The organism is Kitasatospora sp. NPDC088346, from assembly GCF_044740765.1.
Lineage (GTDB): Bacteria > Actinomycetota > Actinomycetes > Streptomycetales > Streptomycetaceae > Kitasatospora.
The window spans coordinates 58,041-83,296 of record NZ_JBIURH010000009.1 but is presented as its reverse complement, the minus strand read 5'-3'; the positions used below and the strand labels follow the sequence as shown (position 1 = coordinate 83,296).

At 74.3% G+C, this 25,256-nt stretch carries 23 protein-coding genes; 12 read left to right on the top strand and 11 right to left on the bottom strand.

The window, feature by feature from the left end:
• Positions 1-68 precede the first annotated feature (68 nt).
• The 5 genes from ACIOFR_RS14965 to ACIOFR_RS14945 are packed head-to-tail and all read left to right on the top strand — an operon-like array spanning position 69 to position 5,830.
• On the top strand, positions 69-1,628 hold the full coding sequence (locus tag ACIOFR_RS14965; protein WP_400996606.1) for an amino acid permease: 1,560 nt from the start codon (positions 69-71) through the stop codon (positions 1,626-1,628).
• Positions 1,625-2,983 (top strand): glutamine synthetase family protein, encoded by a 1,359-nt coding sequence (locus tag ACIOFR_RS14960; RefSeq protein WP_400996603.1) that lies wholly within the window; start codon positions 1,625-1,627, stop codon positions 2,981-2,983. Before ACIOFR_RS14965 ends, ACIOFR_RS14960 begins: the two co-directional genes overlap by 4 nt.
• Entirely contained in the window at positions 2,980-3,681 is a 702-nt protein-coding gene (locus ACIOFR_RS14955) for a gamma-glutamyl-gamma-aminobutyrate hydrolase family protein (protein ID WP_400996601.1), read from the top strand. The genes ACIOFR_RS14960 and ACIOFR_RS14955 overlap by 4 nt, the downstream gene beginning before the upstream one ends.
• Positions 3,678-5,051 carry an aldehyde dehydrogenase family protein gene (locus ACIOFR_RS14950; protein ID WP_400996598.1) on the top strand — a complete coding sequence of 458 codons (1,374 nt, stop codon included), beginning with the start codon at positions 3,678-3,680 and terminating at the stop codon, positions 5,049-5,051. Before ACIOFR_RS14955 ends, ACIOFR_RS14950 begins: the two co-directional genes overlap by 4 nt.
• A gap of 5 nt (positions 5,052-5,056) precedes the next feature.
• On the top strand, positions 5,057-5,830 hold the full coding sequence (locus ACIOFR_RS14945) for a 3-oxoacyl-ACP reductase (protein WP_400996595.1): 774 nt from the start codon (positions 5,057-5,059) through the stop codon (positions 5,828-5,830).
• 66 nt (positions 5,831-5,896) lie between these two features.
• Here ACIOFR_RS14945 and ACIOFR_RS14940 read toward each other — a convergent pair whose 3' ends face one another.
• Both ACIOFR_RS14940 and ACIOFR_RS14935 read right to left on the bottom strand, forming a co-directional pair.
• Positions 5,897-6,211 (bottom strand): hypothetical protein, encoded by a 315-nt coding sequence (locus ACIOFR_RS14940; protein WP_400996593.1) that lies wholly within the window; start codon positions 6,209-6,211, stop codon positions 5,897-5,899.
• Between the two features lie 176 nt (positions 6,212-6,387).
• A complete protein-coding gene (locus ACIOFR_RS14935) occupies positions 6,388-10,113 on the bottom strand; it encodes a SpoIIE family protein phosphatase (RefSeq protein ID WP_400996591.1) in 3,726 nt (1,241 codons plus the stop codon).
• A gap of 177 nt (positions 10,114-10,290) precedes the next feature.
• On the opposite strand from ACIOFR_RS14935, the gene ACIOFR_RS14930 reads away from it, so the two are divergent.
• Positions 10,291-11,238, top strand: coding sequence for a pseudouridine synthase (locus ACIOFR_RS14930; protein WP_400996588.1), 948 nt, complete (start codon positions 10,291-10,293; stop codon positions 11,236-11,238).
• A gap of 13 nt (positions 11,239-11,251) precedes the next feature.
• Here ACIOFR_RS14930 and ACIOFR_RS14925 read toward each other — a convergent pair whose 3' ends face one another.
• Entirely contained in the window at positions 11,252-12,793 is a 1,542-nt protein-coding gene (locus ACIOFR_RS14925; RefSeq protein WP_400996585.1) for an ATP-dependent DNA ligase, read from the bottom strand.
• 173 nt (positions 12,794-12,966) lie between these two features.
• On the opposite strand from ACIOFR_RS14925, the gene ACIOFR_RS14920 reads away from it, so the two are divergent.
• Positions 12,967-13,182, top strand: coding sequence for a DUF6480 family protein (locus tag ACIOFR_RS14920; protein WP_400996582.1), 216 nt, complete (start codon positions 12,967-12,969; stop codon positions 13,180-13,182).
• A gap of 87 nt (positions 13,183-13,269) precedes the next feature.
• The gene (locus ACIOFR_RS14915; protein ID WP_400996580.1) at positions 13,270-14,784 is read left to right on the top strand and encodes a M1 family metallopeptidase; all 1,515 of its coding nucleotides are present in this window, start codon (positions 13,270-13,272) and stop codon (positions 14,782-14,784) included.
• 330 nt (positions 14,785-15,114) lie between these two features.
• Here ACIOFR_RS14915 and ACIOFR_RS14910 read toward each other — a convergent pair whose 3' ends face one another.
• Positions 15,115-16,326: an NAD(P)/FAD-dependent oxidoreductase gene (locus ACIOFR_RS14910; RefSeq protein ID WP_400996578.1), complete on the bottom strand. Its 1,212-nt coding sequence runs from the start codon at positions 16,324-16,326 to the stop codon at positions 15,115-15,117.
• 206 nt (positions 16,327-16,532) lie between these two features.
• Between ACIOFR_RS14910 and gndA the strand changes: the two genes are divergently transcribed.
• Both gndA and ACIOFR_RS14900 read left to right on the top strand, forming a co-directional pair.
• Entirely contained in the window at positions 16,533-17,975 is a 1,443-nt protein-coding gene (gene gndA, locus ACIOFR_RS14905) for an NADP-dependent phosphogluconate dehydrogenase (RefSeq protein ID WP_400996576.1), read from the top strand.
• 108 nt (positions 17,976-18,083) lie between these two features.
• Complete coding sequence (locus tag ACIOFR_RS14900) at positions 18,084-18,515, top strand: SRPBCC family protein (RefSeq protein WP_400996574.1); 432 nt, start codon at positions 18,084-18,086, stop codon at positions 18,513-18,515.
• 64 nt (positions 18,516-18,579) lie between these two features.
• Here ACIOFR_RS14900 and ACIOFR_RS14895 read toward each other — a convergent pair whose 3' ends face one another.
• Positions 18,580-18,852 carry a hypothetical protein gene (locus tag ACIOFR_RS14895; RefSeq protein ID WP_400996572.1) on the bottom strand — a complete coding sequence of 91 codons (273 nt, stop codon included), beginning with the start codon at positions 18,850-18,852 and terminating at the stop codon, positions 18,580-18,582.
• 167 nt (positions 18,853-19,019) lie between these two features.
• Here ACIOFR_RS14895 and ACIOFR_RS14890 point away from each other — a divergent pair, with 167 nt between their 5' ends.
• Positions 19,020-19,922 (top strand): diiron oxygenase, encoded by a 903-nt coding sequence (locus tag ACIOFR_RS14890; RefSeq protein WP_400996569.1) that lies wholly within the window; start codon positions 19,020-19,022, stop codon positions 19,920-19,922.
• 30 nt (positions 19,923-19,952) lie between these two features.
• Here ACIOFR_RS14890 and ACIOFR_RS14885 read toward each other — a convergent pair whose 3' ends face one another.
• The 3 genes from ACIOFR_RS14885 to ACIOFR_RS14875 all read right to left on the bottom strand — a co-directional run bounded on the left by ACIOFR_RS14885 (position 19,953) and on the right by ACIOFR_RS14875 (position 22,710).
• Entirely contained in the window at positions 19,953-20,324 is a 372-nt protein-coding gene (locus ACIOFR_RS14885) for a hypothetical protein (RefSeq protein WP_400996566.1), read from the bottom strand.
• A gap of 34 nt (positions 20,325-20,358) precedes the next feature.
• On the bottom strand, positions 20,359-21,360 hold the full coding sequence (locus ACIOFR_RS14880; RefSeq protein ID WP_400996564.1) for a Gfo/Idh/MocA family protein: 1,002 nt from the start codon (positions 21,358-21,360) through the stop codon (positions 20,359-20,361).
• 159 nt (positions 21,361-21,519) lie between these two features.
• The gene (locus tag ACIOFR_RS14875) at positions 21,520-22,710 is read right to left on the bottom strand and encodes an Ig-like domain-containing protein (RefSeq protein ID WP_400996562.1); all 1,191 of its coding nucleotides are present in this window, start codon (positions 22,708-22,710) and stop codon (positions 21,520-21,522) included.
• Between the two features lie 235 nt (positions 22,711-22,945).
• Here ACIOFR_RS14875 and ACIOFR_RS14870 point away from each other — a divergent pair, with 235 nt between their 5' ends.
• Positions 22,946-23,167 (top strand): hypothetical protein, encoded by a 222-nt coding sequence (locus ACIOFR_RS14870; RefSeq protein ID WP_400996560.1) that lies wholly within the window; start codon positions 22,946-22,948, stop codon positions 23,165-23,167.
• A gap of 63 nt (positions 23,168-23,230) precedes the next feature.
• On the opposite strand, the gene ACIOFR_RS14865 is transcribed toward ACIOFR_RS14870, so the two are convergent.
• From ACIOFR_RS14865 to ACIOFR_RS14855, 3 genes are all read right to left on the bottom strand, one after another.
• On the bottom strand, positions 23,231-24,028 hold the full coding sequence (locus ACIOFR_RS14865) for a hypothetical protein (RefSeq protein ID WP_400996557.1): 798 nt from the start codon (positions 24,026-24,028) through the stop codon (positions 23,231-23,233).
• A gap of 86 nt (positions 24,029-24,114) precedes the next feature.
• On the bottom strand, positions 24,115-24,489 hold the full coding sequence (locus ACIOFR_RS14860) for an RNA-binding S4 domain-containing protein (protein WP_400996555.1): 375 nt from the start codon (positions 24,487-24,489) through the stop codon (positions 24,115-24,117).
• Between the two features lie 100 nt (positions 24,490-24,589).
• Complete coding sequence (locus ACIOFR_RS14855; RefSeq protein WP_400996553.1) at positions 24,590-25,132, bottom strand: GNAT family N-acetyltransferase; 543 nt, start codon at positions 25,130-25,132, stop codon at positions 24,590-24,592.
• Positions 25,133-25,256: the final 124 nt, after the last annotated feature.

The following is a 25,256-nucleotide window of genomic DNA, read 5'->3' as shown; positions in this document are numbered from 1 at the left end:
AACACCAGGCCGGCTCCAGCCCGGCCGAGCAGAATGCCAGACCGGTGTTTCCCGCCGGTTCCGCCACCATGTCCGAGCGGACAACCGTGTCCGACGACGCCGGGCTGTCCGAGGACGAACGCCGCCTGCGCGAACTCGGCTACACCCAGGAGCTCGCCCGCTCGATGTCGGGCTTCTCCAACTTCGCGGTCTCCTTCTCCATCGTCTCCGTCCTCTCCGGCTGCCTGACCCTCTACGGGATGGGCATGAACACCGGCGGCCCGGCCATGATCACATGGGGCTGGCCGCTGGTCGGCCTGATGACGCTCTGTGTCGGCCTCGCGATGGCCGAGATCTGTTCCAGCTACCCCACCGCGGGCGGCCTCTACTACTGGGCCGCCAAGCTGGCCCGCACCAAGGGCCCGGCGGCCTCCTGGTTCACCGGCTGGTTCAACTTCATGGGCCAGGTCGCGGTCACCGCGGGCGTCGACTACGGCGCCGCGTTCTTCACCAACGCCTTCCTCGACCTGCAGTTCGGCTTCACCGCCACCACCGACCACACGGTCATCGTCTTCGTGGTGATCCTGCTGCTGCACGGGCTGCTCAACACCCGCGGCGTCAAGCTGGTGGCCCTGCTCAACAGCGTCAGCGTCTGGTGGCACCTGGTGGGCGTCGCGGTGATCGTCGGCGCGCTGGCGCTGCTGCCCGACCAGCACGCCTCCGCCTCCTTCGTGTTCACCGAGTTCGTCAACAACACCGGTTTCCAGAACGGTTTCTACGTCGGCATGCTCGGCCTGCTGCTCGCCCAGTACACCCTCACCGGGTACGACGCCTCCGCGCACATGACCGAGGAGACCCACGACGCGGCCCGCTCCGGCCCGCGCGGCATCGTCAACGCCATCGTGGTCTCGCTGGTGGCCGGCTGGATCCTGCTGCTCGGCATCACCTTCGCCATCCGGGACTACGACGGGGCGCTCGGCAGCTCCACCGGCGTGCCGCCCGCGCAGATCTTTATCGACGCGATCGGCCCGACCGGCGCCAAGCTGCTGCTGCTGATCGTGATCGGTGCCCAGTTCTTCTGCGGCATGGCCTCGGTCACCGCCAACTCCCGCATGATCTACGCCTTCTCGCGGGACGGCGCGCTGCCCGGCGCCCGCCTCTGGCACCGCATCAACCCCCGCACCCAGACGCCCACCAGCGCCGTCTGGCTGGCCACCGGCGGCGCCCTGGTGCTGGCACTCCCGGTGCTGTGGAACACCACCGCCTACGCGGCGGTCACCTCGATCTCGGTGATCGGCCTCTACATCTCGTACGTGATCCCGGTGTTCCTCCGGCTCCGCCAGGGTGACGACTTCCCGCGTGGTCCCTGGCATCTGGGCCGCTGGAGCAGGATCATCGGCTGCGTCGCGGTCGGCTGGACGGCCGTGATCACCGTGCTGTTCATGCTGCCCACCGTCAGCCCGGTCACCGCCGTCAGCTTCAACTACACCCCCGTGGCCGTCGGCGTGGTGCTCGGGTTCGCCGGCCTGTGGTGGCTGGCCTCCGCCCGGCACTGGTTCACCGGCCCCCGGATCCACGACGGCTCCGCCGGCAGCCAGGAACTGCCGGACCACCAGGCCTCCCCGGCCGACGAATTGGAGACCCGATGACCGCGTCCCGGCTCACCCTCGACCGGCTGAGGCAACTGGTCGCCGACGGGAGCGTCGACACCGTCGTGCTGGCGATGACCGACATGCAGGGCCGCCTCCAGGGCAAGCGGGTCGCCGCCGACTACTTCCTCAGCGACGTCGTCCCGAACGCCGCCGAGGGCTGCGGCTACCTGCTGGCCGTCGACATCGACATGAACACCGTGGACGGCTACCAGATCTCCTCCTGGGACAGCGGCTACGGCGACCTGGTCCTCACCCCCGACCTCGACACGCTGCGGATGGTGCCCTGGCACCCCGCCACCGTGATGGTCCAGTGCGACGTGCTCCACCACGACGGCCGGCCCGTCACCGTCTCGCCGCGGCAGATCCTGCGCCGCCAGCTGGAGCGGCTGGCCGGCTACGGCTGGAGCGCGTACGTCGGCACCGAGCTGGAGTTCATCGTCTTCCGGGACAGCTACGAGCAGGCCTGGGACAAGGCCTACCACGGCCTCACCCCGGTCAACCAGTACAACGTCGACTACTCCATCCTCGGCACCTCCCGGATCGAGCCGCTGCTGCGCCGGCTGCGCAACAGCATGGCCGGTGCCGGCCTGACCGTGGAGTCCGCCAAGGGCGAGTGCAACCCCGGCCAGCACGAGATCGCCTTCAAGTACGGCGAGGCGCTGACCACCTGCGACGACCACTCGGTCTACAAGACCGGCGCCAAGGAGATCGCCGCGCAGGAGGGCGTCAGCCTCACCTTCATGGCGAAGTACAACGAGCGCGAGGGCAACTCCTGCCACATCCACCTCAGCCTGCGCGACGAGCAGGGCCGGCCGGTGATGGCGGGCGACGGCCCGAACGGCTTCTCCCGCACCATGGAACACTTCCTCGCCGGCCAGCTCGCCTGCCTGGCCGACTTCTCCCTGATGCTCGCGCCGACCGTCAACTCCTACAAGCGGTACGTGCCGGGCAGCTTCGCCCCCACCGCCGTCGCCTGGGGACGGGACAACCGCACCTGCGCCCTGCGGGTGGTCGGCCACGGTCCGTCCCTGCGCTTCGAGAACCGCGTCCCCGGTGGCGACGTCAACCCGTACCTCGCGGTCGCCGCCCTGATCGCCGCCGGCCTGCACGGCGTCGAGCACCAGCTGCCGCTGGAGCCCGAGTTCACCGGCAACGCGTACGCCTCCGACGCCCCCCGGGTGCCGTCCACGCTGCGCGACGCGGTGGAGGCCTTCGAGCGCAGCGAGGTCGCCGCGGAGGCCTTCGGCAAGGACGTCGTCCAGCACTACACCCACGCCGGCCGGACCGAACTGGCCGCCTACGACGCGGCGGTGACCGACTGGGAGCGGCGCCGCGGATTCGAGCGGCTGTGACGGTGCGCCCCCTGATCGGCATCACCAGCTACCTTGACGAGGCGGCCTGGGGCGTGTGGCGCCAGAACGCCGCCGTCCTGCCGCAGACCTACCTCGACGCCGTCTCCCGGGCCGGGGGCACCCCCGTCCTGCTCCCGCCCCAGGGCGGCGGCGTCCACCGGCTGGTCGACGCGCTGGACGGACTGCTGCTGGCCGGCGGATCCGACATCGACCCGGCCCGGTACGGCGCCGACCCGCACCCGCGCACCGGCCGGCCCCACCCGGCCCGGGACGCCTGGGAGTTCGAGCTGCTCGCGGCCGCCCTCGACCGCGACCTGCCGGTCCTCGGCATCTGCCGGGGCATGCAACTGCTCAACGTCGCCCTCGGCGGCGACCTCGTCCAGCACCTGCCGGACGAGAGCCACCAGACCCTGCCCGCCACCTTCGTCCGCCAGGGCGTGGTGGTCCGGCCGGAGAGCCGCCTCGGCGAGATCCTCGGCCCCGCCGCCCAGGTCTCCTGCTACCACCACCAGGCGGTCGGCCGGATCGGCAGCGGGCTGCGGGCCACCGCCTGGAGCGCCGACGAGACCGTCGAGGCACTCGAACTGCCGGACCGGTCCTTCGCGGTGGCCGTCCAGTGGCACCCCGAGACCGACCCGGACGACCCGCGACTGTTCGACGCGTTCACCGCGGCCAGCTGCAAGGAGGCAGCCAGATGACCGAACCCGACCACTACCAGGTGATCAACCCGGCCACCGAGGAGGTGATCACCACCGTCGAGCTGGCCACGCTCGCCGAGACCGACGCCGCCGTGGCGCGGGCCAAGGCGGCCTTCGACGGCTGGCGCCGGGTCGCACCCGCGGACCGGGCCCGGCTGCTGCGGGCCTTCGCCGCCGCCGTCGACGCCGACCGTGAGCACCTGGCCGCCCTGGAGGTCGCCAACGCCGGCCACACCGTCGGCAACGCCCGCTGGGAGGCGGGCAACGCCCGCGACGTGATCGAGTACTACGCCGCCGCCCCCGAGCGGCTGTTCGGCCGGCAGATCCCGGTGGCCGGCGGACTCGACGTCACCTTCCAGGAGCCACTGGGCGTGGTCGGGGTCATCGTCCCGTGGAACTTCCCGATGCCGGTCGCCGCCTGGGGCTTCGCCCCGGCCCTCGCCGCCGGCAACACCGTCGTCGTCAAGCCCGCCGAGCTCACCCCGCTGACCGCGCTGCGCCTGGGCGAACTCGCCCTGCAGGCCGGTCTGCCCGAGCACGTCCTGCAGATCCTGCCCGGCCGCGGACCGGTCGTCGGACAGCGCTTCGTCACCCACCCCGACGTCCGCAAGGTGGTCTTCACCGGTTCCACCGCCGTCGGCAAGGGCATCATGGCCGGCTGCGCGGACCAGGTGAAGCCGGTCACCCTGGAACTCGGCGGCAAGAGCGCCAACATCGTCTTCGCCGACGCCGACCTCGCCAGGGCCGCCGCCAGCGCGCCCTACGCGGTCTTCGACAACGCCGGGCAGGACTGCTGCGCGCGCTCCCGGATCCTGGTCGAGGAGTCCGCCTACGACGAGTTCATGGCCCTGTTCGAGCAGGCCGTCCGGGGCGTGCGGGTCGGCGACCCGACCGACGAGAAGACCGAGATGGGACCACTGATCTCGGCCGCCCACCGGGCCCGGGTCGCCTCCTACGTCCCCGACGACTCCGCCGTCGCCTTCCGCGGCGCCGCCCCCGAGGGGCCGGGCTTCTGGTACCCGCCGACGGTGCTGGCGCCGGTACGCCCCGACGACCGGGCCTTCACCGAGGAGATCTTCGGCCCGGTGGTCACCGTGGTGCCGTTCCGCGGCGAACAGGACGCGCTGCGGATCGCCAACTCCACCGAGTACGGCCTGTCCGGCTCGATCTGGACCAGGGACGTCGGACGGGCACTGCGCGTGGCGCGCGGAGTGGAGGCCGGCAACCTGTCCGTCAACTCGCACTCCTCGGTGCGCTACTCGACCCCCTTCGGCGGGTTCAAACAGTCCGGGCTCGGCCGCGAGCTCGGCCCGGACGCCCTCAACGCCTTCACCGAAACCAAGAACGTCTTCATCTCCACGGAGGAATGAGCACCATGACGAAGCGACTTGACGGCCGGGTGGCGGTCATCACCGGCGCGGGCAGCGGCATCGGCCTGGCCACCGCCAAGCGGTTCGCGGCCGAGGGCGCCAAGGTGGTCTGCGTCGACCTCGACGAGGAGACCGGCGGCAAGGCCGCCAACGAGGTGGGCGGCCTGTTCGTTCGCGCCGACGTCACCGACGAGGCGGCCGTGCAGGCCATGTACCAGACGGCCGTCGACCACTACGGCAGCCTGGACATCACCTTCAACAACGCCGGCATCTCGCCGCCGGACGACGACTCCATCCTCACCACCGGCCTGGACGCCTGGCGGCGCGTCCAGGAGGTCAACCTCACCAGCGTGTACCTGTGCTGCAAGTACGCCATCCCGCACATGCAGCGCCAGGGCCGGGGCTCGATCATCAACACCGCCTCGTTCGTCGCGGTGATGGGCGCGGCGACCTCGCAGATCTCCTACAGCGCCTCCAAGGGCGGCGTGCTGGCGATGTCCCGCGAGCTCGGTGTGCAGTTCGCCCGCGAGGGGATCCGGGTGAACGCGCTGTGCCCCGGGCCGGTCAACACCCCGCTGCTCCAGGAGCTGTTCGCCAAGGACCCGGAGCGGGCCGCCCGGCGCCTGGTGCACATCCCGCTCGGCCGGTTCGCCGAGCCGGAGGAGATCGCCGCCGCGGTCGCCTTCCTGGCCAGTGACGACTCCTCGTTCATGACCGCCAACACCTTCCTGGTGGACGGCGGCATCTCCGGGGCGTACGTCACCCCCGAGTGGCAGTAGCCGGACGCGGGACTGCGGCCGGGCACCCCGTGCGGGGAGCCCGGCCGCAGCTGTACGGTCGGTGAATCAGGCCGCCGAACCCGCGTCACCGCCGACAGCAAAGGCGTCGCCGCCGTCGGCCGAGGCGTCGCCGCCGACCGCGAACGCCGACCCGTCCACCGCCCAGGCGTCGCCGCCCACGGCCGCGGCGTCGCCGCCGTCGGCCAGCGCGTCACCGCCGACCGCGAGGGCGCTGCCGTCGACGGCCGCGGCGTCGCCACCGACCGCGAGCGCGCCGTGCGGGTGGTCGTGCATGTGGGCGGAGGCCGAGCCGGCCCCGCCGATCAGCGCGAGCCCGGCGAACAGGGCAGCGGTGGTGACCTTGGCAATGCTGGAACGCATCGAGTCCTCCTGGTTGGGAAAGCGACGGGACCGATGTTCCACGGGCCCGGGCCGGTGGCGTGCGAACCACTCCGCACTGTCACCCGTCCGGACCAGGTACGGCCTCCGGGCGGGCGATCGCCGCGCATCCCGGTCCGACCACGGCACACCCCGGGCCGACCGCGGCGGCGCCGCGGTCAGGTGCGGCCGGCCGGCGGGATCTCCAGCTCGAACCAGACCACCTTGCCCTCGTGGGTGGCCCGGCTGCCCCAGCGGTGGGCGAGCTCGTTCACCAGGTGCATGCCGCGGCCGCCCTCGTCCTGCTCCCGGGCCCGCCGCAGCCGCGGCTCGTGGCTGTCCACGTCCGAGACCTCGACCGTGAGCAACTCGTTGCGGAACAGCCGCAGTTGGACGGGCGCCCCGGCATGTACCAGCGCGTTCGTGATCAACTCGCTGGTCAGCAGCTCCGTCTGGTCGCTCAGCGACCCCAGGCCCCAGCCGGCCAGCGTCTGCCGGGTGAAGCGCCGGGCGTGCCGCACCATCGAGAGGTCACCCGCGAGCGACAGCATCGCCAGCCGGTCGCGGCCGATCGGCCGCGCGTGCGCCATGATCACGGCCACGTCGTCCTGGCCGTTGTGCGCGCCCAGCACGTCGATGACCTCGTCGCAGGTCTCCTCCAGGGTGCCGCTGCGCCCGGCGACCGTCCGGCACAGCAGGTCCATCCCCTCGTCCAGGTCCTGCCCGCGACGCTCCACCAGTCCGTCCGTGTACAGCACCAGCAGACCGTCCTCCGGCAGGGTGAAGTTCATGCTGTCGAACGGCACCCCGCCCACCCCCAGCGGCGCCCCCGGCGGGATGGTGAGCAGCCGGGTGGTGCCGTCCGGCGCCGACAGCACCGGCGGCAGATGGCCCGCGGTGGCGGCCGTGCAGACCCGGTCCACCGGGTCGAAGACCACGCAGACACAGGTGGCGAACTGGCCCTCGCCGATCGCCGCCGTGGCGTCGTCGAGGCGGCGCAGCACCCGCGCCGGGTCGGTGTCCAGCGTGATCAGCGTCCGGGCGACCGTCCGCAGCTGGCCCATGGTGGCCGCGGCCCGGATGCCGTGGCCCATCACGTCGCCGACGATCAGCGCCACCCGCCCGCCCGACAGCGGCACCACGTCGAACCAGTCGCCGCCGACCTCGCTGATCACACTGCTCGGCAGGTACCGGTAGGCGATCTCCAGACCCGGCGTGCGGTGCACGTCCTGCGGCAGCAGGCTGCGCTGCAGGGTCAGCGCGGTGTCCCGCTCCCGCCGGTACAGCCGCGCGTTGTCGATGCACACCGCCGCCCGGGCGGCCAGCTCCTCGGCCAGCGCCACGTCCGCCGCGGTGAACGGGTCCGGGTTGCGGGTCCTGATGAACTCCGCCCCGCCCAGCACCGTCCCGCGGGCCAGCAACGGCACCATCAGGTACGAGTGCACCCCGGCCGCCAGGCTCGGCTGGACCCGGTCCGGGTGGGCCACGATCCGCCGCAGCGCCGGCTCGTCCACGTGCGGCACCAGGATCGACCGGCCGGTCCGCAGACTCTGCGCGTACAGCTTCGCCGACTGCGAGGCCCCGCCGATCGGATCGGCGGCCCCGGCCATCCGCCCCTCCTCGTCGATCTCCCCGACCGCGATCGCCCGCATCAGCACCGAGCCGTCCGTCGGCACCGGATCCGGATCGTCGCCCTGCAGCACCGACTCCAGCACGTCCACGGTGGTGAAGTCGGCGAACCGCGGCACCACCACCTCCACCAGCTCCTGCGCCGTCCGGTGCAGGTCCAGCGTGGTGCCGATCCGGGTGCTCGCCTCGTTCAGCAGCGCCAGCCGCTGCTGCGCCGCGCCCGCCGCCTCCAGCGCCCGCTGGCGCTGCTCGGCGGCGTCCCGCTCGCGGGTGTACAGCAGCGCGTTGTCGATCGACACCGCCGCCCGGGCCGCCAGCTCGGCGGCGAGCGTCAGGTCCTCCTCGTCGTACGGCCGGTCGGTCACGCTGCGGTAGAAGGTCGCCACGCCCACCGCCGCGCCGCGCGCGATCAGCGGCACCACCATCAGCGAACGCACCTGCTGCTCGCGCACGGCGACGGCCCGCTCCTCGTCGTCGTTGAACCAGTTCAGCGCCCGGTCGTCCATGACCGGCAGGAACACCGGCCGGCGGTGCGCCAACACCCAGGCGTTCGGCGTGCTCGGGTGGAAGCGGTGCACCGAACCGACCGGCGTCACCGGGAACATCCCGCTGCCCTGCACCGTGTGGTACGCCATCCGCCGCAGCACCGCGGAACGGTCCGCCCGCCCCGGACCCGGCCCGGTGGCACCCCGTACCAGCGCGTCCAGCACCTCCACCACCACGGTGTCCGCCAGCCGGGGCGTGGCCATCTCGGCCAGCTCCCGGGCCGTCTGCACGAGGTCGAGCGTGGTGCCGATGCGCGCCGTCGCGGTGTTCACCAGCGCCAGCCGCTCCTGCGCGGCCTTGGCCTCCCGCAGCGCCTGCTCCCGCGCCTCGGCGGTCTGCTGCTGGCGCTGGTACAGCCGGGCGTTGTCGATCGCCACCGCCGCGCGCGCCGCCAACTCGTCGCCCAGCGTCAGGTCCGACTCCCCGAACGGGTCCCGCCCGGCCCGCCGCGAGTACACCACCATGCCCAGGACCGTGCCCCGGGCCACCAGCGGGGTGATCACCACCGGGCGCGGCCGGTCGCCCAGGTACCCCCGCAGGCGGTCCGGCGGCACCTGATCCGCCAGCAGCGGCAGCTCCCAGTTCGGCATGGTCACCGTCCGGCCCGTCGCCAGCGCCCGGGCGTACGCCGAATCCGTCGGCACCTGGTGCACCGACTCGGTCGGCAGGTCCTGCACCGGGTGGGCCGGGTCGACGGTGGCCACCGCCAGCCGGCGCACCAGCAGCGGCGCCGACGGGTGCGGGTCGCTGCCCGCCACCAGGTGCTCCAGCGCGAACACCCCGACGGTGTCGGTCAGCCGCGGGACCAGGGCCTCCGCCAGCTCCCGGGCGGTGCGCCGCAGGTCGAGGGTGGTGCCGATGGACGCGCTGGCGTCCGCCAGCACCGCCAGCCGGTCCTGGGCCTTCGCCGCCAGCAGTTCGGCCTGGTGCCGCTGGGTGACGTCCACGATGGTCGAGCTGACCCCCAGCACCTCGCCGTTCGGTTGCTGGAGCCGGAAGTAGGACGCCGACCAGGCGTGGTCGTGCGCGGGATCGCCCGGTGTCCGGCCGTGCGAACGGGTGTCCACCACCGCGTCGCCGCCCGCCAGGACGTCGCGCATCACCGCCTCGACCTCCTCCCCGTTGAGGCCCGGCAGCACCTCGGTGATCGTCCGGCCCAGGTGCTCGGAGATCGGCATCCCGTTGATCCGCGCCAGCGCCTCGTTCAGCCGGACGAACCGCAGCTCGTCGTCGTACACCGCCATCCCCACCGGGGACTGCGTGAAGAAGCCGTCCAGCACCGCCAGGTCGGACTGCAGCCGCCGCAGCGCCGTCACGTCCGACGCCACCGCCAGCACCAGCGGCTTCCCGCCGGGGCCCGCGATCGGATGCGTGCGGAACTCCAGGTTGACGTCGTGGCCCGACCGGTGCCGCACCGGGAACACCCCGGACCAGGCCCGGCCGTTCAGGATGTCCGCGAACAGCGCCATCACCTCGGGCCGCTGCTCCGCCGACACCAGCAGCTGCGCGGCCGGCGCCCCCACGGCCTGCTGCGCGCTGTAACCGAGCAGGGCCTCCGCGTCCGGGCTCCAGTGCAGGATCCGCCCGTCCTGGGCGATCAGCGCGGTCGCGATCGGGACCATCAGCAGGCCGTCCGGAACCCGCCCGCCGCGCTCGGCCCCGCCCTGTTCGGGCGCTGCCAGGGAGCTGCGGGTCGGTGGGATAGTCCTGTGGTGCTCGTTGGTGTCCATCTAGGCACCCGCCCGGAGGTCGGCGTTCCGCCCTGCCATCGTCGCACGCCCTCCCCGCGCAGCCCATCCGGCGGAGGGCGCGGATTGGGCCGCGGGCCGCCCCGGATGGTTGGCTTGGTCCCGTCGGACGAGCCCCGCGGGGCCGGTGTTCAGCAGCAGACGGAGGGTGTCCGGCCGATGAGGCGCAAGTCCGGGGTACCGGCCAGTCCCCTTCCACAGCGCCACGGCGTCGACCCCGTCCGGTTGCGGCTCCCGGTGACCGGCAGCTGGCCGACCGCCCGCGCCTACCTGCTGGAACGCTACGCGCCCGCGGTCGGCGCCGAACGCGTCGAGGAGATGCTCGACGGCGGGGAGTTCACCGCCCAGGACGGGCCGGTCGGCGCGGACCGCCCCTACCGCCCCGGCGAGTACCTCTGGTTCCACCGCGAACTGCCCGCCGAGGTCCCCGTCCCCTTCCCGGTCGAGGTCCTGCACCGCGACGACCGGCTGGTGATCGCCGACAAACCGCACTTCCTCGCCACCACCCCGCGCGGCCGCCACGTCGCCGAGACCGCCCTCGCCCGGCTGCGCCGCGACCTCGGCCTGCCCCGGCTGAGCCCCGCCCACCGCCTGGACCGGCTCACCGCGGGCCTGGTGATGTTCGTCGTCGACCCCCGCCACCGCGGCGCCTACCAGGGACTCTTCGAACAGCGGCTGGTGCGCAAGGAGTACGAGGCCGTCGCCCGCTTCGACCCGGACCTCCCGCTGCCGCGCACCGTCCGCAGCCGGATCGTCAAGGAACGCGGCGAGCTCGCCTCCCGCGAGGTCCCCGGCGAGCCGAACGCCGAGAGCCGGATCGAACTGCTCGACCGGCACGGCTCCCTGGCCCGCTACCGCCTTCACCCGCACACCGGCCGCACCCACCAGCTGCGGCTGCACATGGCGGCCTGCGGACTGCCCATCCTCGGCGACCCGCTCTACCCGGAGGTGCTCGCCGAACCGGCCCCGGACGACTTCCGTCACCCGCTCCAACTCCTGGCCCGCACACTGGAGTTCACCGATCCGGTGACGGGCGTGCGGCAGCTCTTCCACAGCCGCCGCGAGCTGGCCGCCGCGACGGCGCCGCAGGAGTGGGACGCGCCGTGACCCGCGGCCGCGCTCACGCGGGCCCGGCCGCCGCCAGTGCGCGCACGGCGGCGACGGTGTCCGCCTCCTCGGCGAGCTTGTCGTCCCGGTAGCGGACCACCCGGGCGAACCGCAGGGCCAGGCCCGCCGGGTAGCGGGGGCTGCGCTGGAGACCGTCGAAGGCCACCTCCACCACCAGCTCCGGGCGGACCCGGACGGTGCCGGCCTCCCGGTCGACCTCGCGGGCCAGCAGTTCCCGGGTCTGCCACACCAGCAACTCGTCGGTCAGCCCCTTGAAGGTCTTGCCCAGCATCACCCACGGCGGCAGCCCCTCCGCGCCGGCCGCACGGGCACCCAGGTGCAGGTTGCTCAGGAAGCCCCGGCGGCGGCCGGAACCCCACTCGGCCGCCAGCACCACCAGGTCCAGGGTGTGGTGCGGCTTCACCTTGATCCACCCGGCGCCGCGCCGGCCCGCCGCGTACGGCGCCGCCGGGTCCTTGACGAGCACCCCCTCGTGCCCGTGGTCGAGCGCCTCCCGCAGGAAGGCCTCGGCCCGCCCGGGGTCCTCCGTGCGCACGCCCGGTACCCGCAGCCCGGCCGGGACGGCCCGTTCCAGGGCCGCCCAGCGCCGTTCGGCGGGGAGGTCGAGCAGATCGGTGCCGTCCAGGTGCAGCAGGTCGAAGAAGAACGGCCGCAGCGGGGCCTCGGCGCGCAGCCGGGCCGGGTCCTGCCGGGAGGCGGTGCGGGCCGCCGTCACCTGGAACGGGCGCGGCCGGCCGCCCGGGCCCAGCACGATCGCCTCACCGTCCAGCACGGCCGACCCGACCGGGAGGGCCAGCGCCGCCTCGACCAGCTCCGGGACCCGGCCGGTGATCTCGTCCAGGCTCCGGGTGAAGACGGCCACCTCCCGGCCGTCCCGGTGCACCTGTACCCGGATCCCGTCCAGCTTCCACTCCAGCGCCGCGGGGCCCTGGATCCGTTCCAGGGCCGCCGCGGTGTCCGGTGCGGCCGCCGCCAGCATCGGCCGCACCGCCCGGCCGACCCGCAGGCCGAAGGCGAGCAGCGCCGGCTCCCCGCCGGTGAGGGCGGCGCCCGCCACCGCGCGGGCCGAGCCGCGCAGCATCAGGGCGCGCCGCACGGCCGGGGCCCGGACCCCCGCGGCCTTCGCCACCGCGTCCCCCAGCAGCGCGTCCAGCGCGCCCTGCCGCAGGTCGCCGACCAGGACCCCGGCCAGCAGTTCCTGCTCGGGGCCGGTCGCCCGGCCGAACAGCGCGTCCAGCAGCCGCCGGCGCTCGGCCTGCGCGCCCGTGCCGTGCACGGCGGCGATCGCGGCCAGCGCGTCCTCGGTCTCCAGCACCCCCAGGGACGGCTCCGCGGCGGGGGCGGGCATCGCGCGCAGGGCCGCCGGGCCGACCCCGATCCGCTGCCGCCGCGACTCGCCGGACAGCAGGGCGACCGCCGCCGCCCCCTCGGCCGGGCCGAGTTCGCGCAGCAGCGTCGCCAGCAGGCCCACCTTGGCGTTGCGGGCCGGTTCGGCGGCGACCGCGCGGGAGGTCTCGGCGATGCGGTGCAGCACGGCGGCCTCCCGGGGCGTTCGCCCGGGACGTCCCCGGGGTCGGCTCCCATGCTGGCCGGTCCGCGCGGCCGGTGCGCGTCGAGCCGAGGTGGCCCCGGCGCCCCGGGCGCGCGACGCTGGTGGGGAGGCCGCGACCTGCCCGGGCCGCGGCACCGCGAGCGCCGGAGGACACCATGACCACTGCCGCACACCCCGGCGCCCGACCCGTGCCGCTCGGCCCCAAACCGGCCGAGACCCCGGAGTGCGAGTCGAGCACCAGCCACGAGATCTCGACCCCCGAAGCCCCGGAACTGCACAACGCCTGGCCGGGCTGGGCACCCATGCTGCTGATCGCGGTGATGGTGCTGGCCTGCGTCCTGTTCATGGTCGGCCGGATCTTCTCCATCTGACCCGCCGGGCCGGGCGCGGCACAGGTCCTGACGCCGCGTCGGCCCGGATCCCCCTGCCGGTTACCATGTGTGACGTCTGAACAGCACATGGAAGTGGTGGTTGCGCTGAACCCCTCCCGCACCGGCGCCGTCGCGCTGCTCGCGGCCGCGATGGTCTGGTCGTCCGGCAGTCCCGCCGCACCGCTGGCGGCCCGCGGCGGGCCCGCCGACCCGGTCTATCCCGCCCTCGGCAACGCCGGGTACGACGTCGACCGTTACGACCTGGACTTCACCTACCGCCCCGACAACCGCACCGTCGACGCGACCGCGCGGGTCACCGCGCGCACCCAGGAGCGGCTGCCGCGGTTCGAGCTGGACGCGCTCGGGCTGGACGTGCACGCCGTCCGGGTCGACGGGGCCCCGGCCGCGTTCCGGCTGCAGAACGAGAAGCTGGTGGTCGAACCGCGCCGGGCGGTCCCCGCCGGCGCGGTCATGACGGTCTCGGTGGCGTACACCGCCGATCCGCGGGCCGCACTGCCGCACACCGGGTGGGTGCCCACCGAGGACGGCTTCGCGGTCGCCGGGCAGCCGGACGGGGCACACACCGTCTTCCCCTGCAACGACCACCCCAGCGACAAGGCCCGCTTCACCGTCCGGGTCACCGCCCCCGACCAGCTGCTCGGCGTCGCCAACGGCACCCTCGCCGCCGGCGCCGAACACGACGGGCAGACCACCCGCACCTACGTCTCGCGCTACCCGATGGCCACCGAGCTGCTCCAGGTCTCGGTCGGCGCCTACACCGTCAGGGAGCGCCGGGGCCCGGACGGCCTTCCGCTGCGCGACGTCGTCCCCACCTCCCGGGCCGCCGCCACCGAGCCGGCCCTGTCCCTGACGTCCGGTCAGCTCGGCTGGCTCGAACAGCGGCTCGGGGCCTTCCCGTTCGAGACGTACGGCCTGATGCCCGCGAACACGGACGACCCGGAGGCCTTCGACTTCACCGGCCTGGAGACCCAGACCCTGACCATCTACAAGCCGGCCTTCCTGCTCCAGCCGGAGGCGAAGATCGGCTCGCACATGGTGCACGAGCTGGTCCACTCCTGGTTCGGTGACAGCGTCACCCCGCAGAACTGGTCCGACCTGTGGCTCAACGAGGGCCACGCGGACTTCTACGGGCTGCTCTACCGGTACGAGCGCGGCTGGCCGGACTCGCTGGGCTTCACCTCCTTCGAGGCCCGGATGAAGGACACCTACGCCCGCGGCGACCAGTGGCGCCACGACTCCGGCCCGGTGGCGGCCCCGAACGCCGCGAACCTCTTCGACAGCCAGCGCTACCTGGGCGGGGTCCTGGCGCTGTACGCGCTCCAGGAGGAGGTCGGCCCCGACGTGTTCAACCGCATCGAGCGCGAGTTCCTGCGCCGCTACCAGCACGGCACCGCGAGCACCCGCGACTACATCAGCACCGCGTCCCGGGTGGCCGGCCGGGACCTCGGCCCCTTCCTGAACGCCTGGCTCTACGGTGACCGGACCCCGCCGATGCCGCATCACCCGGACTGGACCGTCGGCCCGGCCACCGGCGTGCAGCGTTCCTTCGCGCCCGTCCCGCGGGGGAGCGCCACGCTCTGATCCGCAGCCCGGCGAGGGGCCGTGGCGGACGGCGGCCGAGCGCGGTCTCGACCCGCGCCAGCAGCCGTTCGTCCGCCACGGTGGCGAGGACGACCAGCAGAAGCTCCACTGCTTCGCCGTCGCCGCCGTCCACGGCCCGGCGGATCCGCTCCACCAGGCCGTCACGTACCGCGACCATCGCCCTCGCCTCCCTTCCACCGGACACCCCCGGGACCCTGCGGGTGCCCACGGTGCATTCGGAGCCGCTCCCCGCCCGGATGGGTGGCACCTCCGACGGGCCCCGCGCACCGGCCCGCCGACGCCGCGCCCGGCGCCCCGGCCCGTCCCGCGTCAGCGGCCCCGGTCGGCCAGCAGCTCGCGGGCCGCCCGGGCGCCGGAGGCCAGCGCGCCCTGGACGGACCCGGTCGCCCGGTGGTCGCCACAGACGTACCGCCCCCGCCCGCAGCGGGAGGAACGGCTCAGCCGCAGCGGGACGGGCATTGCCGGCAGCGCCGCCGGGATCCGGTACGTCGCCAGCGGCTCCCAGCCCGCCGGGTCGCAGCCGTACAGCTCCGCCAGCCTGGCCCGGACGGCGGGCTCCACCGCCTCGGTGCCCAGCACCGAGGTCGACACCAGCGCCCGGCCGTCCCCGGACAGCTCCGGCACCACCTGCGACAGCACGACCGTGTTCAGCACCGGCCCGTCCCGGTCGACCAGCAGCGTGGGTTCGGCCAGCGGGGTTCGCTCGGCCGCGTGGTAGAAGGTGGTGACCGACCGCATCGGCGGCACCACCAGACCGGGCAGCAGCCGGGCCGCGGCGCCTGGGTCCGTCGCCACCACCACGCTCCGCGCGGCCAGTTCGCTGCCGTCGGCGAGCAGCACCCCGGCGTCGGTGAGCGCCGACACCGGCGCCTCCAGGCGGACCGGAAGCCGGGCCGCGAGCCGCTCGGGCACCGCGCCGATCCCCGCCTGCGGCAGGCACAGCGTGCCCCGCAGCATGCTGCGCCAGACCAGGTGGAAGAAGCGGCTGGAGGTCTCCAGCCCGTCCTCCAGGAAGACCCCGGACAGGAACGGGCGCAGCAGCGTCTCGATCCCCCCGGCCGAGAAGCCCGCCGACCGCAGTGCGGCGTACGTCCCGGCTTCGCCCGCCCGGCGCAGCAGCGCGGCCGGCAGCGCCGCGTCGCGGGCTCCGAGCAGCGCGAGGGCGGCCAGGTCGCGGGTCGAGGCGAGCCGGCCGGGCCACAGGTCGCCGGCCTCGCGGGGCCGCCGGGTCGGGTCGACGAAGCGCAGCCGTTCGCCCCGGCCCGCCAGCAGGAACCCGGGGGTGAGCGGGCGCAGTCGCAGGGCCCGCAGCTGCAGCCGCCGCCGGACCTGCGGGTACGAGGTGTTGAACACCTGGAATCCGCGGTCCAGGCGGAAACCCTGCACCAGGTCGGTCCGCATCCGGCCGCCGACCCCGTCCGAGGCCTCCAGCACCAGGACCCGCAGGCCGCCCGCCACCAGGTCCTGCGCACAGGCGAGACCGGCCAGGCCGGCCCCCACCACCACGGCATCGACGGTCACGGCGCCGACCTCCTTCCGGACGATCTCTGCGGACGAGCGGTCGGATCCTCCCGGCCGCCGTCGTCCGGCGTCCAGTCATACCCCGTGGGCCCGGTACGGTCCCGGGCGCCGCGCGGGGACCTGACACGTCCGGGTGCGCGATCGGGCCGATCGCGACAGGGTTGGGTGGTCAGGTCCTCCCGGCGCACAAGTTGGAGCTTCCCGTCATGACCGAGCAACCCAAGGCGCAGATCGGCGTCACCGGCCTGGCCGTGATGGGCCGCAACCTCGCCCGCAACCTGGCCCGGCACGGCCACCGCGTCGCGGTCCACAACCGTACCCGGGCGAGAACCACCGCGCTGGTCGAGGAGTTCGGCCACGAGGGCGAGTTCGTCGCCACCGGGACCACGGCGGAGTTCGTGGCGTCGCTGGAACGGCCCCGGCGCATCGTGATCATGGTGAAGGCGGGGCAGCCCACCGACGCGGTCATCGACGAACTGGTGCCGCTGCTGGACGACGGCGACGTGGTCCTCGACGGTGGCAACGCGCACTTCCTGGACACCCGCCGGCGCGAGCAGGCCCTGCGCGAACACGGCCTGCACTTCGTCGGCAGCGGCATCTCCGGCGGCGAGCAGGGCGCCCTGGAGGGCCCCAGCATCATGCCGGGCGGCACCGCCGAGTCCTACCGGGTGGTCGGCCCGCTGCTGGAGTCGATCGCCGCCAAGGTCGACGGCGAGCCGTGCTGCACCCACGTCGGCCCGGACGGGGCCGGCCACTTCGTCAAGATGGTGCACAACGGCATCGAGTACGCCGACATGCAGCTGATCGCCGAGGCGTACGACCTCCTGCGGCACGCCGGCGGCCTGCGGCCCGCGCAGATCGCCGAGGTCTTCCGCACCTGGAACGGCGGCCGGCTGGAGTCCTACCTGATCGAGATCACCGCGGACATCCTCGCCCACACCGACGCCGCGAGCGGCAAGCCCTTCGTCGACGTGGTGCTCGACGAGGCCGAGCAGAAGGGCACCGGGCGCTGGACGGTCCAGACCGCCCTCGAACTGGGTGTCCCGGTGAGCGGCATCGCCGAGGCCGTCTTCGCCCGCTCGCTCTCCGGCAGCGCCGAGCTGCGCCGGGCCACCCGGGAGCTGCCCGGGCCGACCGAGACCTGGCTCGACAGCACCGCCGCGGACCGCTTCGCCGACGACGTCGAGCAGGCGCTGTACGCCTCGAAGATCGTCGCGTACGCGCAGGGCTTCCACCAGATCCAGACCGGCAGCAGCGAGTACGGCTGGAAGATCGACCCCGGGGCGATGGCGGCCATCTGGCGCGGCGGCTGCATCATCCGGGCCCGCTTCCTGGACCGGATCAGGGCGGCCTACCGGGGCGAGGGGGAGGTGGTCACCCTGCTCACCGACGACCACTTCCGCGAGGCCCTCGGCTCGGCCCAGTCCGCCTGGCGCCGGGTGGTCTCCACCGCGGCCCAACTCGGCGTGCCGGTACCGGGCTTCTCCACCGCGCTCGCCTACTACGACAGCCTGCGCGCCGAACGGCTCCCGGCCTCGCTCGTCCAGGGCCAGCGCGACTACTTCGGCGCGCACACCTACCGGCGGGTCGACCGCGAGGGCACCTTCCACACCCTCTGGGGCGGCGACCGCAGCGAGGAGCAGCACTGAGGCGGGGCTCCCTCCGGGCCGTGGCGGGGTCGACCAGTCCGCCGGCCCCGCCGCTCCGAAGAGGGGGTGTCCGGCCGGTGGAGCGCCGGGGCGGGAGAGGAGCGGGCCGTGATCGAGGTGGAGCGGACCATCACGGTGGAGCGTCCGGTGGACCCGGTGGTCGCGTACCTGGCGGACTTCGGGCACACCGAGGAGTGGGACCCGGGGACGGTCCGGTGCCGCAGGCTGGACGCCGGGCCGGTCCGCGAGGGCGCACGCTGGGCGAACGTCTCCCGGTTCCGGGGCCGGGAGAGCGAGCTGACGTACCGGCTGGTGCGGTACCGGTCCGACCACCTGGTGTTCACGGGGGAGAACCGGACCGTCACCGCCACCGACGACCTGCGGTTGCGGGAGGAGCAGGGCCGAACGGTGATCACCTACCGGGCGCAGCTGCGGTTCAAGGGCGCGGCGCGGCTCGTCGCGCCGCTGCTGCGGCGGGAGTTCGAGCGGCTGGCCGACGCGGTGGAGCGCTCACTGCCGGAGGTGCTCGGCCGGGGGTGAGCGCGCCGCGAGCGGGCCGTGGGTGCGCCCCGGCCCGTCGGCGGCGGGGCCGGGGCCCGGCGGGTCAGAGCCAGGCGGGCTGCTCGCCCAGCGCCTGGCGCAGCCGCATGACGGTGCCGCGGACGGCGTCCCGGGCGACGGTGTCGGTGCACCAGTCCGTGGAGGCCTCCAGCAGTTCGGCGGCGGCCTCCGCGACGGCGGCGGGCAGGGCGATCTCGCGCAGGTCGTGCAGGCGCGCCGCCGCGCGCAGCCCCGCCGAGGACCGTTCGTTCTGGGGCGTGACCACCGGGTGCGACGGCTGGCCGGGGTGGTTGGCCTGGAACTCGTAGACGGTCATGCCTGGTGAAACGTCGTGGGGCCCCGCTGGTCACGGGTGTGCGGGAATTGCGTCTGGACGGGGTGCGGGCCCGGACGGTGGCGCGGTCCGCCCGGTCTATTGACGGCTCGTCTAATAGCTCCTACCTTCTCGGCAGAAGGGAATGCCGTCGCCCAGGAGGCCGAGCCGTGACCACCCAGCCCGCCGAGCCGCGCACCAGGGACCGCGAACAGACCGCGCAGCGGCTGCTCGCCTCCTCCGCCAAACTCTCGTTCGACCCGGCCAAGGACGTCGACTGGCAGTCCCCGCCGGTACCCGGCCGCTACTACGCCCCCGCCCACCACCTCTCGCTCTACGGCACCGACCTGTGGGAGCGGCTGAGCGAGGACCAGCGGATCGAGCTCAGCAAGCACGAGGTCGCGAGCATCGCCGCCGTCGGCATCTGGTTCGAGGAGATCCTCATGCAGATGCTGCTGCGGCACGCCTTCGACCGCGACCCGACCACCGCCCACGTCCAGTACGCGCTCACCGAGATCGCCGACGAGTGCCGGCACTCCGTCATGTTCGCCCGGATGATCTCCTGGATGGGCGTCCCCGCGTACGGCCCCGACCGCCTCGCCCACAACCTCGGCCGGGTCTTCAAGGCCACCTCCACGCACAGCCAGACCTTCGGCGGCACCATGTACGTCGAGGAGATCCTGGACGCCTTCCAGCGCGAGCTGATGAACGACGAGACCCTCCAGCCGCTGACCCGCCAGGTCTCCCGGATCCACGTCATCGAGGAGTCCCGGCACATCAGCTACGCCCGCGAGGAACTGCTGCGCGGGCGGACCGGCCCGGTCCGCCGCCGCTGGGAACAGCTCTTCGTCGGCCTGATCGTCTACTTCGCCACCACCAGCCTGATCAACCCCCGCCTCTACGCCGCCGTCGGCATCGACCCCGCCGCCGGCCGCCGCGCGGCCCGGGCCAACCCGCACTGGCGCGCCACCAGGATCCGGATGGCGAGCAAGGTGATCGGCGTCCTCGACCGCGCGGGCCTGGTCGGCCGCACCAACCGTTGGCTGCTGCGCGCGGCCGGCGTCCTCGCCTGACCGGTCGCCGGATCGCCGGGGCCGGGCAGCTCAGGACCGGTGACCGGCCCCGGCGGCGACCGCCGCGGCGGTCAGCACCACCAGATGCGCAGTCCAGCAGTCGGACTGCTCGGTGGCGATGTCGGCGCCGCAGCCCGCGCAGACCAGGTTGGGGCCGTCCAGGCCGTCGAGTCCGCAGCAGCCGTTGCGGCGGCCGTCGTCGGGGTGCGGCGCCGTGCCCCGGACGTCCTCGGGATGCAGGATGACGGAACCGCCGTCGGCGCTGGTCAGGTAGCTGCCGCGGACTGCCCTGAGAGGGGCGGCCCGCCGGCCGGGACGCCGCTCGGCGTTCGGCGCCAGGCGCGCCTGCGTGAGCTCGCCGGTGAGCGGCTGCCGGCAGTTCGCGCAGCTGAAGGAGGTCATCGGAACATTGTGCCCCGCGGGGCCCGGGTCCTCGTCAGACGGGCTCACCCGGGTAGCGGACGCCGATCTGTGCCCGGGCGGCGTCCAGGGTGCGCATCACGGCGAGCGAGCCGTCGTGCGGTACCAGCGGGGACTCGGTCAGCCCCGCGCGCAGGCAGCGCATCACCTCGGCGGCCTCGGGGCCGAAGCCGTGGCCGGGGCCGCGCGGTGCGGCGACCGGCTCGGGGGCGCGTCCGTCGCGGTGCAGGGTGAAGCCGCTGGGGTGGAAGAAGTCCTCGGCCAGCTCGATCCGGCCGCGGGTGCCGTGCACCGACGCCCGCTGGGCGGTGGCGGTGGCGATCGAGCAACCGAGCAGCGAGACCGCGCCGCCCGGGTGCCGCAGGGCCAGCGCCGTGCTCTCGTCGACGCCCTCGGGTGTCAGCCGGGCGAGGGCCCGGACCTCCTCGGGCTCGCCGAGCAGCAGGTGCGCGAACGACACGGGGTAGACGCCGAGGTCGAGCAGCGCGCCGCCGCCGGCCCGTGGGTCGCGCAGCCGGTGGCCCGGGTCGGGCGGTGCGGCGATCCCGAAGTCCGCGTGCACCGAACGGACTTCGCCGATCGCGCCGTCCCGGACCAGCTCGGCGATCCGGCGCACCGTCGGGTCCAGGTACATCCACATCGCCTCCATCAGGAAGCGGTCGGCGGTGCGGGCGGTGGCGACCAGGGACTCGGCCTCGGCGGTGTTGAGCGTGAACGGCTTCTCGCACAGCACCGCCCGTCCGGCCTCCAGCATCAGGGTGGTGGCGGCGTGGTGGGCGGTGTGCGGGGTCGCCACGTACACCACGTCCACCTCGGTGTCGGCGGCGAGAGCGGCCCAGGAGCCGTACGCCCGGGGGATCTTGTAGCGGTCGGCGAAGTCGCGGGCGCCCGCCTCGCTGCGGGAGGCGACGGCCAGCACCTCGGCGTCGGGTGCGGCGAGCAGGTCCTCGGTGAACGCGGCGGCTATCCCGCCGGTGGCGAGGATCCCCCAGCGGATCGGTCGGTCGGAGACGGCCACGGTGGTCTGTACCTCTCTGCGGTCGGCCGGCCCGCTCGGCGCGCGGGCCGGCCTCGACGCGGCCAGCGTAGCGACCGGCCCCGCCCGGGCCGGACCCTGCCCCGGCGGACCGGCCGTCCCCGACCCGCCGTCAGGCGGCGGTGCGGGCGCGGCCCCGGATCACCACTTGTCCCAGGCGATGTTCCAGCCGCTCAGGCCGTTGGCCGGGTCGACCTGCTTGCCGACCGAGTTCTTCACCGTCACGATGTCGCCGATCAGGGCGGCGGCGTAGTAGCGGCCCGCGACGGAGTCGTTGTCGCCGTCCTCCGCCGAGCCGTCCTGGAGGCCGACGCAGCCGTGGCTGGTGTTGCGGCTGCCGAACGGGTTGTCCGGCGCGTACTTGCCGTGGACGTAGGTGCCGGTCGGGGTGAGCCGCAGCGCGTGCGGCATCTTCACCTTGTAGTCGGGGCCCTCGTGGTTGACGACGGTGGAGGAGTCCATGACGGTCGTCCCCTCCTTCGCCATGACCACCATGGTGCCGTTGAAGGTGTTCTGCGAGGCGGGCGAGTCGGCACCGGCGCTGATCGGGATGGTCTCGGCCGGCTTGCCGTCCTCCTCGACCACCATCTGGTGCGAGGAGGCGTCCGCCGTGCTGACCCGGGAGCGGCCGATGGTGAACGACTGGTCGCTGTCGACCTCGCCGTAGACGCCCGGTGCGGTCTCGACGCTCTTCAGGCGGTAGTGGGCGACGACCTTGGTCTGCGGCTTCCAGAAGGTCTGCGGACGGAAGTCGATCCGGCTGTCGTTGAACCAGTGGCCCTTGACCACGCTGCCGTCGGAGGTGTCGAAGGTGATCGCCTTCTCCACCGCCGCGCGGTCCTTGACCGGCTTCTTGAACGTCAGCGAGACGATCATGCCGGTGCCGTAGGTCTGGCCGTCCGCGACGTTGTCCTGCGGGCTCGCCACCTGCTGCGGGGTCAGCGTGGTGAAGCTGCTCTCCGCGGTCGTCGCCACGCCGGCGGCGTCGGCCGCCCGGGCGCTCACCTTGTACTCGGACGAGACCGCGAGCCCGCCGGCCGGTGCCCAGCCCAGGCCGTCGGCGGTGAGCGCGCCGGGTACCTCGGTGCCGTCCTTGCCGGTGACCTTGACCTCGGTCAGCTTCCCGTTCGCGACCGACACCTTGAGGGCGCCGGTCGGCTTGACGCCCGTCGCCCCGTTCGCCGGTTCGATGCTCACGGCCGCCGCGGACGTCTTCTCCTTGGACGCGGCGGGCCCGGAGGCCGATCCGCCCCCGCCGCCGCTGCACGCCGTGGTCAGCGCGAGCGCGCCACCGAACACCGTCGCCGCCAGAACCCTGTACCTGCGCTCCACCCGAGTTACCCCTTTTGCCGTGATCCAGTCGTATATACGCAGCGGCGAGCGGCCGGGTTCCACCCGAGAGCGACGATTGCGTCACAGTGGGACTCCGCGGGGCGGCCCGGGCCGGCGAACCGGCCCCCGGAATCCGGACGAACCGGGTACGGCGGACGGCGGCACCCCGATGGCGGGCGCGGCGGGCCTGGCCGAGCCTGGGGGAACACGTGCCCGCGACCCAACGGAGGACCCCATGACCGTCACCGCCGACCTCGACAAGGTGCTCGACAAGGCCTACGAGAACCTCACCCTGCCCGAGGTGCTGGACGCACCGGTGGCCGCGCTGTCCGGCCTGACCGACGCCCACGGCGAAGCGCTGTCCGCCCTGCGGATCAAGACCGTCGGCGACCTCGGCCGCAACAAGTACATCCGCTGGGCGGTCGCGATGGCCGACCTCCAGGACCGCACCAACTGACCCCGGAGCGCGGCCCGCGGGCCGGCATCTGCCCCGCAGGCGCCGGGCCCGCGGGCCGCGCCGCTACGAGAAGTCGGCCCCGGCGCCGCCGTCGTACCCGAGCCGCGCGTCGCCGCCGGTGTCCGGCCCGTCGCCGCCGCCCGAGCGCCGGACCGGCCGGCGCCACAGCAGCTCCGCAGGGCCCGTGATGCCCGGCAGGTAGAGGTCCAGCGCCGCCCGGCCGTGCACGGCCACCGCCCGGACGATCCCGTCGCGCGAGGCGCCGGCCGGGTCGTCCGGCAGCGGGTGCCCGGCGCGCAGCAGCTTCGAGTGCCGCGCGGAGAGCGGGGCGTCCTGGGCCCGGGCGAACAGGCGCAGTGCGGCCACCGCGAGGACCGTGCCGCCCGCCCCCGCGAGCACCGGGGAGAGGTCGAGCAGGCCGACCACGGCGAACGGGACCGCCACCAGCAGCAGCAGACCCGCGAGCACCGCCCGGCCGACCGGGAGGAACAGCCCGCGCTCGACCAGGACGGCGCGGATCCCCCGCAGCGCCTGCCGTGCCTCACCGCGAGACGCCAGCCGCTCCAGCTCCACCGGGGTGCCGAAGGTCGGCAGCAGACCGGCGAGCAGCGGATCGGCGGGGGAGTCCGCCACCGCGCTCCGGGCGAGGCGGCCGTCCGGCAGCCGTTCGACCAGCCCGGCCAGGTGCAGGGCCACCACCGTCGTGACCGCGAAGGCCCGCGGGCCGTTGCGCAGCCACGCCAACTGGTACGCGGTCAGCCCCTCGGCCGACCGCGGCAGCCGGGCCAGGGCCGGCCGGCGGGTCAGCACTGCGGCGAGAGCCGGCAGCACGACCGCCGGGACGAGCAGGATCCACCGCATCGCACGCCCCCGATGTCCGGCGCCCCGCGGGCGCGCCCGGGCACCGTAGCGCGGGCGGGCCGTCGGGAGGGCGGAATTCGGCCGGGCTACTGGCCCCGCAGCCGTTCGATGTCCCGGCGCTCGCGCTTGGTCGGCCGGCCGGCGCCGCGGTCGCGGACGGCCACCACGGCGACCTCCTCGCGCGGCGGGGGCGGCGGGCTGTTGTCGACGAAGCACTCGGCCGCCGGCGCCGCGCCGACCCGCTTGCGGACCAGCTTGGCGACCACCACCACGCGCTCGCGCCCGGCGTGGAACAGCCGGACCTCGTCACCCGGGTGCAGCGACTGCGCCGGCTTGACCTTCTCCCCGTTCACCCGCACGTGGCCGGCCCGGCAGGCCGCCGCGGCCAGGGCCCGGGTCTTGGTCAGCCGGACCGACCAGATCCAGCTGTCCACCCGTACGGTTGCGTCCTGCGGCTCCATGCCGTCGACCTTAGCCGCAGCCGGGCGGGCCGCCGAAACGGATATCGCGGGGCCCGACCGGGGGAGGCCCGAACGGGCCTGCCGGCCGCAGGGGGCCGGATCAGCCCCGTCCGGCCGGCACCTCGAAGATCAGCTCCAGGCCGTCCACCTCGTCCCACTGCTCACCGGCGGCCGTGAAGCCGAAGCCCCGGACGGTCGCCAGCGACGCCACGTTGTCCGGACCGATGGTGGCCCGCACCGTGCGCACCGCCGGGTCGGCGGCGGCGAGCCGGAGCAGCTCGGCCAGCATCGCCCTGGCGTACCCCCGCCGGCGGAACTCCGGGGCCACCGAGTACCCGACCTCGACCATGCCGTCCTCGTCGGGCCCGCCGTGGAACCCCGCGTAGCCGACCACCTCGCCCCGCGGCTGCGCCACCGCCGCCCGGGCCAGCCACGGCGCGTCCTGCGGCCGCTCGGCGAGCTGGTCGAGCCGGTAGCGCCAGAGCCAGCGGGCCCGGTCGGTCAGGAAGAAGTCGGTGAGGCGCAGCCCGACCAGGTCGCCGGCGCCCGCCAGGTCACCGTCCAGGAGCGCGGCCATCGCGGGGGCGGGCAGCAGGGTGAAGGCGATCCGCGGCGAGGCGGCCGGGGGGTGTTCGTTGTCCATGGTGCGGATGCTGCTGCACCGGCCTGCCGCTGTCCACCGCATTGCGGACGGCGGCGTCCGGTGCGCGCCCGGATCCGGTACGGGAGGAGTTCGGCGGACCGGCACCGTCCGGCCCACGGACGGT

Bases quoted from the DNA above. Each gene is read 5' to 3' on its own strand.
- ACIOFR_RS14945 (WP_400996595.1), top strand. From the start codon at position 5,057: ATGACGAAGCGACTTGACGGCCGGGTGGCGGTCATCACCGGCGCGGGC.
- ACIOFR_RS14940 (WP_400996593.1), bottom strand. From the start codon at position 6,211: ATGCGTTCCAGCATTGCCAAGGTCACCACCGCTGCCCTGTTCGCCGGG.
- ACIOFR_RS14965 (WP_400996606.1), top strand. From the start codon at position 69: ATGTCCGAGCGGACAACCGTGTCCGACGACGCCGGGCTGTCCGAGGAC.
- ACIOFR_RS14950 (WP_400996598.1), top strand. From the start codon at position 3,678: ATGACCGAACCCGACCACTACCAGGTGATCAACCCGGCCACCGAGGAG.
- ACIOFR_RS14935 (WP_400996591.1), bottom strand. From the start codon at position 10,113: ATGGACACCAACGAGCACCACAGGACTATCCCACCGACCCGCAGCTCC.
- ACIOFR_RS14895 (WP_400996572.1), bottom strand. From the start codon at position 18,852: ATGACCGTCTACGAGTTCCAGGCCAACCACCCCGGCCAGCCGTCGCAC.
- ACIOFR_RS14960 (WP_400996603.1), top strand. From the start codon at position 1,625: ATGACCGCGTCCCGGCTCACCCTCGACCGGCTGAGGCAACTGGTCGCC.
- ACIOFR_RS14855 (WP_400996553.1), bottom strand. From the start codon at position 25,132: ATGGACAACGAACACCCCCCGGCCGCCTCGCCGCGGATCGCCTTCACC.
- ACIOFR_RS14865 (WP_400996557.1), bottom strand. From the start codon at position 24,028: ATGCGGTGGATCCTGCTCGTCCCGGCGGTCGTGCTGCCGGCTCTCGCC.
- ACIOFR_RS14920 (WP_400996582.1), top strand. From the start codon at position 12,967: ATGACCACTGCCGCACACCCCGGCGCCCGACCCGTGCCGCTCGGCCCC.
- ACIOFR_RS14930 (WP_400996588.1), top strand. From the start codon at position 10,291: ATGAGGCGCAAGTCCGGGGTACCGGCCAGTCCCCTTCCACAGCGCCAC.
- ACIOFR_RS14885 (WP_400996566.1), bottom strand. From the start codon at position 20,324: ATGACCTCCTTCAGCTGCGCGAACTGCCGGCAGCCGCTCACCGGCGAG.
- ACIOFR_RS14870 (WP_400996560.1), top strand. From the start codon at position 22,946: ATGACCGTCACCGCCGACCTCGACAAGGTGCTCGACAAGGCCTACGAG.
- ACIOFR_RS14915 (WP_400996580.1), top strand. From the start codon at position 13,270: ATGGAAGTGGTGGTTGCGCTGAACCCCTCCCGCACCGGCGCCGTCGCG.
- gndA (WP_400996576.1), top strand. From the start codon at position 16,533: ATGACCGAGCAACCCAAGGCGCAGATCGGCGTCACCGGCCTGGCCGTG.
- ACIOFR_RS14860 (WP_400996555.1), bottom strand. From the start codon at position 24,489: ATGGAGCCGCAGGACGCAACCGTACGGGTGGACAGCTGGATCTGGTCG.